This is a genomic window from Streptomyces sp. NPDC060002, assembly GCF_042737245.1.
Classification (GTDB): Bacteria; Actinomycetota; Actinomycetes; order Streptomycetales; family Streptomycetaceae; genus Streptomyces.
Map to the genome: position 1 here is coordinate 60,985 of NZ_JBHWUW010000039.1, position 12,585 is coordinate 73,569.

7 protein-coding genes and 1 pseudogene are annotated in these 12,585 nt (G+C 72.4%); 6 read left to right on the plus strand and 2 right to left on the minus strand.

Annotated features, from left to right (window positions below; translation table 11 throughout):
- The first annotated feature begins 26 nt into the window (after positions 1–26).
- From ACFWBD_RS28750 to ACFWBD_RS28775, 6 genes and pseudogenes are all read left to right on the plus strand, one after another.
- Positions 27–1,106 (plus strand): helix-turn-helix domain-containing protein, encoded by a 1,080-nt coding sequence (locus tag ACFWBD_RS28750; protein WP_385672766.1) that lies wholly within the window; start codon positions 27–29, stop codon positions 1,104–1,106.
- A gap of 302 nt (positions 1,107–1,408) precedes the next feature.
- On the plus strand, positions 1,409–2,890 hold the full coding sequence (locus ACFWBD_RS28755; RefSeq protein ID WP_385672818.1) for an MFS transporter: 1,482 nt from the start codon (positions 1,409–1,411) through the stop codon (positions 2,888–2,890).
- A 257-nt stretch (positions 2,891–3,147) separates the two neighbouring features.
- On the plus strand, positions 3,148–3,594 hold the full coding sequence (locus tag ACFWBD_RS28760; RefSeq protein ID WP_385672769.1) for a hypothetical protein: 447 nt from the start codon (positions 3,148–3,150) through the stop codon (positions 3,592–3,594).
- Positions 3,595–3,953: 359 nt separating this feature from the next.
- Positions 3,954–6,983, plus strand: a complete 3,030-nt coding sequence (locus ACFWBD_RS28765; protein ID WP_385672772.1) for a glycosyl hydrolase — start codon at positions 3,954–3,956, stop codon at positions 6,981–6,983.
- 160 nt (positions 6,984–7,143) lie between these two features.
- Positions 7,144–8,301: pseudogene (locus ACFWBD_RS28770) on the plus strand (abortive phage infection protein).
- 172 nt (positions 8,302–8,473) lie between these two features.
- On the plus strand, positions 8,474–9,514 hold the full coding sequence (locus ACFWBD_RS28775; RefSeq protein ID WP_385672774.1) for a YihY/virulence factor BrkB family protein: 1,041 nt from the start codon (positions 8,474–8,476) through the stop codon (positions 9,512–9,514).
- Positions 9,515–9,522: 8 nt separating this feature from the next.
- Here ACFWBD_RS28775 and ACFWBD_RS28780 read toward each other — a convergent pair whose 3' ends face one another.
- Positions 9,523–10,302, minus strand: a complete 780-nt coding sequence (locus tag ACFWBD_RS28780; protein WP_385672777.1) for a polysaccharide deacetylase family protein — start codon at positions 10,300–10,302, stop codon at positions 9,523–9,525.
- 188 nt (positions 10,303–10,490) lie between these two features.
- Complete coding sequence (locus ACFWBD_RS28785; RefSeq protein ID WP_385672780.1) at positions 10,491–12,431, minus strand: glycoside hydrolase family 5 protein; 1,941 nt, start codon at positions 12,429–12,431, stop codon at positions 10,491–10,493.
- Positions 12,432–12,585: the final 154 nt, after the last annotated feature.

Below are 12,585 nucleotides of genomic sequence, written 5' to 3' on the forward strand. Positions count from 1 at the left end.
CCCACAGGCCCGTGACGCCGGTGTGGTTGACTACGTTCGTGCTGCACGAGTCGGTCTTCCGCACCACGGACCTGCCGGTGAGCGACCGGTTCGAGGCGTGGACGGAGCGCATGGGCCGGACCCACGCGCCCATGCAGCTCAGCAGCGACCGCCACGCGGACTACCGCGGCTCCCAACGCGTGATCGCGCTGGGCGACGTCATCGTGTGGCCGGCCACCTTCGACCACCTGGTCTTCCGTCGCACGCCGAAACTCATCCGTCAGTCCGACCCCGAGTCGTACCACCTCTCCCTCCTGCTGAAGGGCGAGGGAGCGGCCGACTGGGGCAGACAGCAGGCCGCCTACCGGATGAACGACTTCCACATCAACTCCTCCTCGCGGTCGTGGGAGGTGCTCACCGGCTCCGAGCCGGTCACCGTCCTCGGCGTCGAGGTACCGCGTGCTCTCGTGGCCGTACCCGGGCAGCGAGCGGATCAGGTCCTGGGGAGCCTGCTGTCCGGCCGCGAGGGGATCGGCGCACTGCTCTCGCAGTTCCTGCGCCAACTGGTCGCGGACACCTCCCCGTACCAGCCCTCGGACGCACCCCGGCTGGGCACGGTCGTCGCGGACCTGGTCACGGCCCTCTTCGCGCACACCGTGGACGCCGACCTCCGGCTCCCGCCGGAGACCCGCGACCGCACCCTCACCCTCCACGTCAAGACGTTCATCCACCGGCGTCTCAACGATCCGGACCTGACCCCCGCCGGGATCGCCGCCGCGCACCACGTCTCCCGCAGCTACCTGTACCGCCTCTTCCAGGCCGAAGGCCTCACCGTGGCCTCCTACATCCGCGACCAGCGGCTGGAGAACGCGCGCCGCGAACTCGCCGACCCCCGACTGCGCGACCTGCCCATCCACGCCGTCGCCGCCCGCTGGGGCTACCCCCGGGCGGCCGAGTTCACCCGGGCGTTCCGCACCGCCTACGGCCTCCCGCCCAGCGAACTGCGCGAACAGGCGCTGACCGAGGCGCGGGACGTCGTTGCCCCGGCACCGCCGGTGGACGCTCCGCCAAGCGGTTGTGGACCGTCAGCCAACGACACACCATCCGCCCCTCCCGCATCCTGGTGATCGCCGCGGCGCACCGCCGCGACACGGGCCGTGCCAGGACGACGGGGGAGTCCTGGCACGGCGCGGGCACGCTCGCCCACGCGTACCGCGCCCGCGGACGGGCCACGGACGGCCCACGGATGATCGAGTGGTGACGGTCCGGCCACGGGCGTAGCGTCTAACGGTGGACCCGACAGCGGACGCCTCCGTCCACTGACCTCTCCCAGGGCCCGCCCCCGAGCGGGCGACACGTCATGAGCAGCCTTCCGCAGCCGACCTCAGCGCCCCGGACCACCGCCCGACAGGACGGTGGGGGCAACGCGATGGCGCTGTTGGTCATCGCTTCGTGCCAGTTGATGGTGGTCCTGGACATCACCATCGTGAACATCGCGCTGCCGGACATCCAGCGCTCCCTGGGCTTCTCCACCACCAGCCTGGCGTGGGTGGTCAACGCCTACACCCTCACCTTCGGCGGTCTGCTGCTGCTCGGGGGCCGGGTCGGCGACATCCTCGGCCGACGGCGGGTGTTCATCTTCGGAGTGCTGCTCTTCGTCCTCGCCTCCCTGCTCGGCGGACTCGCCCAGAACGAGGCCCAACTCCTCGCCGCGCGCGCCCTTCAGGGCGTCGGCGGCGCCATCGCGTCCCCGACCGCCCTGTCCCTGGTCAGCACGACGTTCCGGGAAGGACCCGAGCGCAACCGGGCGTTCGGGGTCTTCGCCGCGGTCTCGGCGGGCGGTGGCGCGATCGGCCTGCTCGCGGGCGGAATCCTCGTCGAGTATCTGAACTGGCGATGGGTGCTGTTCGTCAACGTTCCCATCGGACTGCTCATCGCCCTCGCCACACCGCGCTACATCAAGGAATCCGAACGCCACCCCGGCCACTTCGACATCCTCGGCGCGCTGACCTCCACCGTGGGCATGGTGCTGCTCGTGTACGGGTTCATCAGAGCCGCGCAGGAAGGGTGGCGGGACCCGCTCACGGTGGCCTCGTTCGTCGCGGCCGTCGTCGTCCTCGCGTTGTTCGTCCTGGTCGAGCGGCGCTCCCGGCAGCCGATCACACCGCTGCACATGTTCGCCGACCGCAACCGGGCGGGCACCTACGGCATCATGCTGTGCCTCGCCGCCGCGATCTTCGGCATGTTCTTCTTCCTCACGCTCTTCGTGCAGAACGTGCTCGGCTTCAGCCCGCTCGCGGCCGGGTTCGCCTTCCTGCCGGTCAGCGCGGTCATCGCGGTCGGCGCCGGCCTCGCCTCACGGTTCCTGCCCACGTACGGTCCCAAGCCCTTCATGGTGGTGGGCGCGATCCTCGCGGCCGGAGGCCTGTCCTGGCTGACCCTGACCGACATCCACTCCACGTACGCGGGCAGCGTCCTCGGCCCGATGCTCGTCTTCAGCCTGGGCATGGGCATGGAGTTCGTGTCGCTCACGCTGATGGCGCTCTCCAACGTGTCCCCGCTGGAGACCGGCGCGGCCTCCGGACTCCTCAACGCCACCCAGCAGGTGGGCGGTTCGCTCGGCCTGTCCATCCTCGTCACGATGTACGGCACGGCCAGCCGCAACGAGGCGGAGAAGCAGGTCCCCGACTTCCTGGCCCAGGCGACCCCGGCCGAGCGGCTGAACTTCCGGCGCACCGGGCAACTTCCCGCCCCCTGGTCCGACGAGGTTCTCACGGCCGGCGTCTCGGCCGCCTTCGTCATGGCGGCGATCTTCACGGTCCTGGCCGCTCTGATCGCCATCGTGGTGATCCAGGTCCGCCCCTCGGACCTGGAACGCCTCAAGGGCGGCACGGCCCCGGGCGGCGGCTGAGACCCGACCGGTCGTCAGACGCGGTGCGGGCGAAGGACCATGCGCGTCGGCGCCTCCACGACGGGCGGGTCGGCGGGGTCGGCTCCCATGGACCTGCCGGCCGGGTCGGTGGCCGTCGCCCGTGCGCCGACGACAGACGGGTACGGCTCACTTCCCTCTGTGACCGGTGAACAGTCGATCGCCGAACTCGGTCAGGGGACCGTGTCGTCCACGTCGCGCGCCCGGAGGGGTTTGCCGTCGCGTTGAGCGGCAACGCGATGTCCATGAGTGAACCGAACAGGAAGACGAATGAACAGTCCGCAGCCGAGCGGGTGACCGCGTCCAAGGCCCGGCGCACCGCGGACAAGGCGACCGCTCCGGCGGCCAGGGCCGCGAAGAGCGCCGCGACGAAGACGGACGACGCCGCATCGGCCACCAGGTCCGGAGTCCAGCGCTCGGCCGAGGCGACGACGGGTGCCGTGCAGAGCGCGGCGCACAGTGCCCAGCGCGGTGTCGAGGCGGGCCGTCAGGCGATCGTCGCGACCTCGGGTCAGGTCGCCGCGACCGCAAAGACGGCCTGGACGGTCATCGCGCACCGGAAGCTGATCGCCGCCGGTGTCGGCGCCGGCCTCTCCGCGCTGACCGCGGCCTCGTACGCCGTGGGCCGTCGCTCCGGCCGCCACCCGCAGGGCCCTCTCACCCGGCTCACCGGCGGTCGGATCTGACCCTTCTCGGTCGAGGTCAGGAGATCGGCCCCCGGCGGGGAATCCGTCGGGGGCCGGGTCGTGCCCGGCTCGTTCTTCGCCTTCGGGAACCCGCTCGGGACGCGCTCGCCGTCCCGCTGTCCGCCGCGCCGGCGCTGCCCCTCGGGCAGCCGGGCCCCGCTGTCCTGCACCGGCGTCCGCGGGGTGAGTTCGGCGACCGGGGCCGTCCGGGAACGAATGAGCTGCTCCCATGACCCGCGTTCTTTCCCTGACTTGATCCGTCCGACATCTTGACCTTGCTCAGGACCGAGGCTTAGCGTTCCCGCGTTCGAGTCGAATTGAAACGATTCAACACCGAGAACGATCATCTGGGAGCGCTCATGCGGGAACCGGTCGAGCAGGGCGACGGAATGTCACGGCGAGCGGTGCTCGCCGCCGGAGCGACGGCGGGCATCGCCGCCGGGATCGTCGCCGCCCTGGGATCCGGGACGGCCGCCGCGGCGCCGTCCGCCACCGGGGCGCCCGGACCGGCCGCCGACTGGTTCGCCGCTCCCGCCCGTTCGGTGCGGCCCAAGTTCCGCTGGTGGTGGCCGGACGGGCTGGTGAACACCGACGAGATCGCCCGCGAGGTCGACCAGATCGCGGACGCGGGATTCGGCGGCGCGGAGATCGCCGCCGTCCATCACAGCGTCAAGGACAAGTCGCTCCTGGACACCGCGCACCACGGGTGGGGCAGCCGGCCGTGGCGCGACGGCGTCGAGGCCGCGCTGCGCCGGGCCGCGAGACGCGGCCTCACCATCGACCTCACACTCGGCCCGAGCTGGCCCGTCGCGGTCCCCGGCGTCACCCCGGACGACGAGGCGGCCGCCAAGGAACTCGTGTACGGCCGCGCCTCGTTGAGCGGCGGAGCCACCTTCCGGGGGCCGGTGCCGCCACCCGTGCAGGCGCCCGCCGCCGGTGTGACCCGGCAGCGGCTCCTCGCCGTACAGGCCGCCCGCGTCGAACCCGCGTACTCCACCCGCAAGGAGACCGGACTCGACCCCTCCAGCGTCCGCGACCTCACCGCCACCGTCGACAAGGACGGCACCGTCACCTGGACGGCCCCCGACACCGGGGACTGGGTGCTGATCTCCTACTGGACGCGCGGCAGCGGTCAGCAGCCCGAGTCCGGCCCGCACTCCGCGCCCGCCGCCTACGTCGTCGACCACCTCGACCCGGCGGGCACCGCGGCCGTCACCCGCTTCTGGGAGCAGCAGGTGCTGACCCCCACCGTGCGGAGCCTGCTGAAGGCCGCGGGCGGCGCGTTCTTCGAGGACTCCGTGGAACTGGAGACGGACGGCCTGACCTGGACTCCCTCGCTGCCGGACGCCTTCGCGAAGCACACCGGCCGGCCCCTGCTGCCCTACCTGCCCGCCCTCGTCCTCAGCGACAGCAACCAGGTCTTCGCGTTCGACGCGCAGCTGACCCGGCAGATCAGACACGATTTCTGGGAGACCTTCTCGGAACTCTTCAACCGGCACCACCTGCGCGCTCTGCGGGACTGGGCGCACTCCCTCGGCATGACCCTGCGCGCCCAGCCCTACGGACTCCAGACCGACGCGATCGAGTCCGCGGCGATCCTCGACATCCCCGAGGGCGAATCCCTCGGCTTCAAGAACCTCGACGACTACCGCTGTCTCGCGGGCGGCAGGGACATGGCGGGCCACACGGTGCTGTCGTGCGAGGCGGGCGCCTACAACGGCTCCGCGTACGGCACCACCTCGGACCGCTTCCTGCGCACCATGGGCGGCGCCTACGCGGCCGGCGTCAACCAGAGCGTCGTCCACGGGTTCTCCTACGCCACCGTGCCCGGCGCGAGCTGGCCCGGCTTCGCCGCCTTCAGCCCCTACAACGGCGCCTCCGGGTACGGCGAGTCGTGGGGACCGCGTCAGCCCTCCTGGCAGCACGTCGAGGACATCGCCGCCTACCTCGGCCGTGTGCACGGCGTACTCCAGTCCGGAACCGCCCGCGCCGACGTCGCCGTCTTCCGGCAGACCGGCTACGCCGCCACCGGCATCGGCGCGTCCTGGTTCACCGCGACCGGCGTCCCGCTCGGCTGGACCCACCAGTTCCTCAGCGGCCCGCTGCTCGACCTGCCGAACGCCACCGTCTCGGGCGGCCGGCTCGCCCCGAACGGACCGGCCTACAAGGCCCTGTTCGTCGAGGGCGACTTCTTCTACTCCTCCACCCCCACCCTCGCCACGGCCGACGCCCGCCGCCTGCTGACGCTCGCCGAGGCCGGGCTGCCGATCGTCCTGCTGGGCGCCTTCGACCAGCCGCTCACCCCGGGGGTCCCCGACGACGGCGAGAGCGACCGGCTGCGGGAGCTCGTGGCCCGGCTGCTCGGGCTGCCCAACGTCACCCGGATCACCGACAAGGCCGCCGTGGGCGACGCCCTCGCCGGGCTCGGAGTCATCCCGGACGTGCGCCACGCCACCGCCTCCACGCTCCTGAACGCACACCGCGTCACCCGGGACGCCGACTTCTACTACTTCTGCAACGGCAAGCACGCGGAGACGGTCAAACCGGCCGTGGCCGCGATCGACCACGAGGTGACGCTGCGCCACACCCGCCGGACAAGGGGCGGGACGACGATCCCGTACCTGCTGGACCCCTGGACGGGGGAGGTCACGCGGATCGCCCGCTACACCGAGGACGGCGGCGACGTCACCGTGCGGGTCGCCCTCCAGCCCGGCCAGGCGACGATCGTCGCCCTGGGCCGTCCCGGACTCTTCGGCGACCGGAACGGGGCACGGCCGCACGTCCTCGACACGGACGCGTCCGAAGTCCTGTTCGACGGCCACAAGCTGACGGTCCGTGCGACCGAGGCGGGCACCCGCACGACACGGCTGTCCTCGGGCCGTACGGTCACCACGGCCATCCCGTCCGTACCCGCCCCCATCACCCCGAGCCGCTGGCAGCTGGACGCCGACGACTGGTACCCCGGATCCGCCCCGACCCGGACCGACCACGTCCACCGCACGCTGACCCTCGACACCCTGCTGCCCTGGTCGGGGATCCCGGAACTGGCCGACTCCGCGGGCATCGGACGCTACCGGACGACGATCGACCTGCCGCCCGGGTGGACCTCCGCGCTCGGCGCCCACCTGGAACTCGGCCAGGTCTCCGACACCGCCCGGGTCACCGTCAACGGCGCCGGCGCCCCGGTCGTCGACCGTCTCCACCCGGTCGTCGACGTGGGCCCCCTGCTCCGGCGCGGCCGCAACGTCATCGAGGTGGAGGTGGCGATTCCCCTCGTCAACCGGCTCCGGGTCGCCCAGCCCGCGGTCTTCGGCGCCGTCGCCCGGCAGGCCTTCGGTCTCGTGGGCCCCGTACGACTCGTGCCGTACGGGCAGGCCACGGTCGGCTGAGGCGACGGCGGCCGGGGCGCGACGCACTCCGGGCGACGCCTTTGGGACGCGTCCCGGCCGCCGGAACGACCACCGGCCCGGCCCCCTCACCGACCTTCGTCGCGACGATCCAGACCATCGGCCGACTGTGTCCTCCGCGTGCCTCCAGCACCGTGGGGGCATGGAGCGAACCAAGCGGATCAGCCGGGCCGGGTTCCTGGCCGGGACGGCGGCGGTCGCGGCGGCCGTGCTCGGACCGGCGGGACAGGCACACGCCATGGGACGGGCAGACACCGAGGGGCGGGCAGACGCCACGGGACGGGGGCGCGGGCTGCGGCATCGGGGCGTCGTCTACACGGTGGGGGAGGGCGAGACCCCCGCCACGGGGTGGACCGCCGAGCGGATGCGGGCGGACCTCCGCGCCATCCGCCACGACCTGCACGCCGACACGGTCGACGTCACCGGCGACGGCGTGGAACGCCTCGCGGCGACCGCGACCGAGGCAGCCGAACACGGCCTGCACGTATGGCTCCAGCCCACGCTGGGAGACGTCCCCGCCCGGGACATCCTCGAGCACCTCGCGGAGACCGGCCGGGTCGCGCAACGGCTGCGCCGCAGGGCGAGAGCGTCGACTTCAGCGTGGGCTGCGAGTTCTGGCTCTTCGTGCCCGGCATCGTGCCGGGGGAGACGGTGCTGGAACGCATACGCAACCTCATCAACGGCGCCTACGACCCCGTGGTCATGCAACGACGTCTGGACGCCTTCACGGCCCGGGCCGCCAGGACCGGCCGCTCGGTCTTCGACGGCCGGCTGTCCTACGCCGCCGCACAGGACGACCAGGTCGACTGGTCCCTGTTCGACATCGGTCGGCATCGACTACTACTCCTCGTTCCCGCGACCCGCCGACCACGTGAGGGAACTGCGCCGCCACACGCGCCGGGGGAAGCCGCTGGCCATCACCGAGTTCGGCACCTGCGCCTACGTGGGCGCCCCGGACTCGGGCGGCATGGGATGGGACGTGGTCGACCACGACAAGGACCCCGAGGAGATCAAGGGCCACCTGGTCCGCAGTGAACGCACCCAGGCCGACCACGTCACCGCGCCCCTCGACGTGTGCGAGTCGACGGGACCGTACGCGGCGATGGCCTTCGAGTTCGTCACCCCGGACGCCCCGCACCGCGCCGACGATCCCCGCTACGACCTCGACATGGCGTCCTACGCGGTGACCAGAACCGTTCACGAGCGCCCCGGTCACCCGGAAGCCGGCTGGCACTGGGAGCCGAAGCAGGCCTTCCACGCCCTGGCCCGCCACTACGGCCGCCGCGCCGCGCCGCGTTGAACGGCCCCGACGGGCTCCGCGCGTCCGCCCGAGTCCGGGAAGCCGTCGTCCACCGGCGGCCCGTGGGTAGCGTCGGGGCGTCAGGCGGGCGGCCAGGTCCGGCGGACGCGGCGGGAGGTCGCCGCTGCCCCGGTCCACGCATGGATCGGCCGGTTGCGGTTACTCCGTTGTCATGGCACGCACATCGACATCCGACCATGACGACTCCACGGCGTCGACGACCGGTCGGGAGCCCACGGCGGGCCCGGACGAGCAGGTGGAACGGCGGGCGCCGGACGGGCCCGGACAGTTGCCGAAGCGCTCCTGGCCGGCCGTGCTCAAAGGGGTACTGCGGGAGTTCAAGGACGACGAACTCACGGACCGGGCCGCGGCACTGACGTATTACGGGGTGCTGTCGCTGTTCCCGGCACTGCTGGTGCTGGTGTCGCTCCTGGGACTGGCGGGGAAGTCGGCGACCGACGAGGTCCTGGACAACCTCCGCAAGGTGGCGCCGGGTTCGGCCCGCGACATCATCAGCGACGCGGTGCAGCAGTTGCAGGGCCGGGGTGGCGTCGGCTCGGTCATGGCGGTCGTCGGTCTCGTGCTGGCGGTGTGGTCGGCTTCCGGCTACACGGCCGCCTTCATCCGCTGCGCCAACGCGGTGTACGACATGCCCGAGGGGCGGCCGGTGTGGAAGGTGCTGCCGCTGCGCGTGGGGGTGACGGTGGTGCTTCTGGTGCTCGCGGTCGCCAGCGCGCTGATCGTGGTGTTCACCGGCGGTCTGGCCCGCCAGGCCGGCGCCGCGCTGGGCATCGGGGACACGGCGCTGGCCGTGTGGTCCATCGCGAAGTGGCCGGTGCTGGTGGTCCTGGTCACGGTCATGATCGCGCTGCTGTACTGGGCGACGCCGAACGTCCGGGGGCGCGGATTGCGGTGGATCACGCCCGGGAGCGTGCTGGCGCTGGTGATCTGGCTGATCGCCTCCGCCGGCTTCGCCTTCTACGTGGCCAATTTCGGCTCGTACAACAAGACTTACGGCACGCTCGCCGGAGTGATCGTCTTCCTCGTGTGGCTGTGGATCAGCAACATCGCGATCCTGCTGGGCCTGGAGTTCGACGCCGAAATGGCCCGCCAGCGGGCCGTGGCCGGCGGGCTGCCCGAGGACGAGGAACCCTACGTCCAGCCCCGGGACACCCGGGCCTGGAGCGAGGACGACCGGCGCGGCGTGGAGTGACCGCGCGCTCAGATCACCGGGAAGCCGAAGGAGTACCCCTGCTCCTTCAGCCACGGCAGGATCTCGCGCAGGGCCGCCACGGTCTGTGAGCGCTCCCCGCCCGCGTCGTGGAAGAGGACCGTCGGGCCGTTGGACACCTCCTTCTCGACCGTGGCGACGATGGCGGCGGCGCCGGGCCGTTCGAAGTCCTTGGTGTCGACGTTCCAGCCCAGCGGCCGCATCCCGCGGGAAGCGGCGAGATCGCGGCTGTAGGGGGTGAAGGCGCCGCCCGGCGCCCGGTAGTACAGCGGGCGGACGCCCCCGGAGGCTTCGGTGATCATCCGTTCGGCGTCCAGGATCTGCTGCTTCTGGTAGGACTCGGGCTTGGTGTCCATGGTGGTGTCGTGCGAAACGGTGTGGTTGCACAGCCGGTGCCCGTCCGCCACCACGGCCTTGACCAGGTCCGGGTGGGCCTGGGCCTGCGTGCCCACCATGCAGAAGGTCGCCTTCACATGGTTCTCCCGCAGCACCTGGAGGACCTGAGGCGTCCAGTCGGGGTCCGGACCGTCGTCGATGGTGATGTTGACGCCGCGGGCACCACCGTCCGAGGCGTGGGCGATGTCCACCGACACCCGCTCGGGCACGGAACCCGCGGCGGAGGGGCGCGCCGAGGCGCCCGCTCCCGCCTGCCCTCCGTCCACCGGTCCGGCCTGCGCGGTCCACACCGAGGCGGCGGCGGCCACCGCCGTCACCCCGACCGCCGCCGCGAGAACCCGGCCGTACCATCCCCGCCCGCCATGCCGCGCCATGTCTGCCCTGTTCGTGTCGTGTCGGCGGATCCCGTGCCCCGGTGATCCCCTGCAGCTGTCAGGACGGTGAAAAGGCGCGGCGGGATCCGTCTGTTACCGATCACGGACAATTTCGCGGACGTTCCGGGACGCCAGGGCGTCCGAGCCCGCAACGGAAGGGCGTGCGCCGCCCGTTGCGGGTTCGGTGTTCACGGGCCCAGTGGGACGCACAGGAGGGCGGCGGGGCCCTGCGTGCTGCCGAACCGGGTGGTGAAGGCGATGCCCGCGGCGTACTCGTCGGCGGCGCACTGGCCCTTGTAGTGGCCCTGGGCGAAGTCGCCGCCGGTGTCGGCGGGCCGGTTGTCGGACCGGTCGAACCAGACCGTGTGTCCGGCCCGGCCCAGCGTCGTACGGGCGGGCACGCACAGGGCTGCCGACACGCGTTCCCCGCGGCGGCTGTAGCCGATCAGGAACTGCCCGGCGGGGCACTGGAGTTTGGTGTAGCCGCCGGCCCAGTCGCCGCCTGCGGGGACGTGGCGTTCGTCGGTGACGGCCGTCTGCGTGTCGCCCGCGGCCCGCAGGTCGCCGCCGGTCGTGTCGGTGCACAGGCCCCGGCCGCCGGTGTGGCTCAGGCCGATCAGCCGGAGGCCGTCGGGGCAGGCGGCCTTGGACGCCCCCGGGTCCCAGTCCCCGCCGGCCCGTACCCGCCGGGACTGCACCGCGTCGCCGTGGTCGGTGGCCAGCATGCGCCGGACGGGCACCGCCGGGACGGTCCCGGTGCGGGTCGCGGACGTCATGAGGTGATCCCAGCCGGCGCCGCGCCAGTCGGCCTGGTCGAGGATGCCGAACCGTCGCCCCGTGGTGTCGTAGCGCAGCAGCGCCCAGTCGTCGTGGCCCTCCCAGCCGACCAGCGGCCAGTAGGCGAAGTCGGCGTCGTGGTCGGCGAAGTAGTCGGTGAGGTTGCCGAACCAGGCGCGGGCGGCGGCGCCGGTCTCCTGGGCGCCGATGCCGAACTCGCTGATCCAGACGGGCGCGGAGTAGTGCTGTCCCTCCGTGGTGACGAAGAAGGCCTGGTCGGTGAGGACTTGGGACAGCTGGTCGCGGGTCAGGTCCTGGTAGCGCGGGTCGTGGGTCTCGCCGATCCCGGTGGCACCGCTGTGCCGGGGGCCGGTGTAGCCGTAGAAGTGGGCGGAGTAGACCAGCTTGTGCGCGTCCAGGAGGGTGTGCGAGAGCGTGCGGACGGGCGTGAGGGTGGGGCGCTCGTGCGGCAGCCCGTCCACGGGCAGACCGGTCCAGTTGATGCCCTCGACGACGATGAGGAGGTCGGGGTCGGCCTCGGTGAGGATGCGGTCCGCGGCGAGCTGGGCCGCCGCGTACCAGTCGTGGTCGTCGCCGAGGCCCCAGTTGGGGTCGTCCAGTACGTCACGGCGTACCTCGTTGTAGAGGTCCGCGCCCACGACGCGGGAGTTGGCGGAGTAGCGGCGGGCCATGAGGACCCAGTCGTCCGTCCACTGCCGGGTGGACCGAGCGCTGTTCCACCGTTCGTTGCCGTCCACGCCGCAGCACCAGCGGGTGGTGTTGGTGTGGTTGTTGAGGATGACCGCGAACCCGTCCTGGGTGAGGGCGGCCACGACGGCGTCGAAGATCTGAAGGGGGGTGCCGCCGCGCAGCTGCGGGTTGGCCGCGACCGCCGTGTCCGGCACCGGGGCCGTCGTGCGGATCATCTCGTTGGAGAACGGCAGCCGGATGCTGTTGATGCCGAGCCGGTGGAAGTCGGCGAGCAGCTCCGACAGCGGGGCGCGGTCCAGGCCGAGGGGTATGCCGGAGGAGTTCTGGCCGGCGTGGTGGTTGGCGGGATCGGCGGTGCTGCCGCTGCCCGACCACGAGCCCTGGGCGCCGTCCCAGTTGGCGGACTTCAGGCGGAAGCGGCGCCCTTGCGCGTCGACGATGTAGCGGCCCCGGGTGGACAGGGGCGGCTGCCAGTCCTCCGCCGCCGCCGGGGGAGCGGCCCCGGGGGTGGAAGCGGAGGCGATGGCGTCCTGGGCGGCGGCGTCCCGGGTGGCGGCGGCTGCCGCGGTCGGTGCCGGGGTCAGCAGCGCGAGGGCCACGGCTGCTGATGTCAGGTACTTGACAAGTCTGAGGGTCTGCATCCGGTCCTCTGCGGGGCGCGGTCGGGGGTGGCGAGCGGCGACCGACAGCCTACGAAATCCCGGCCGAGATGTCCCGAGGGCCGCATGAACACGCGCTCACGCCCAGCGTTCCCGCGCCACGCCCGGCGGGGGGGGGGCCGGGGGGGGCCACACC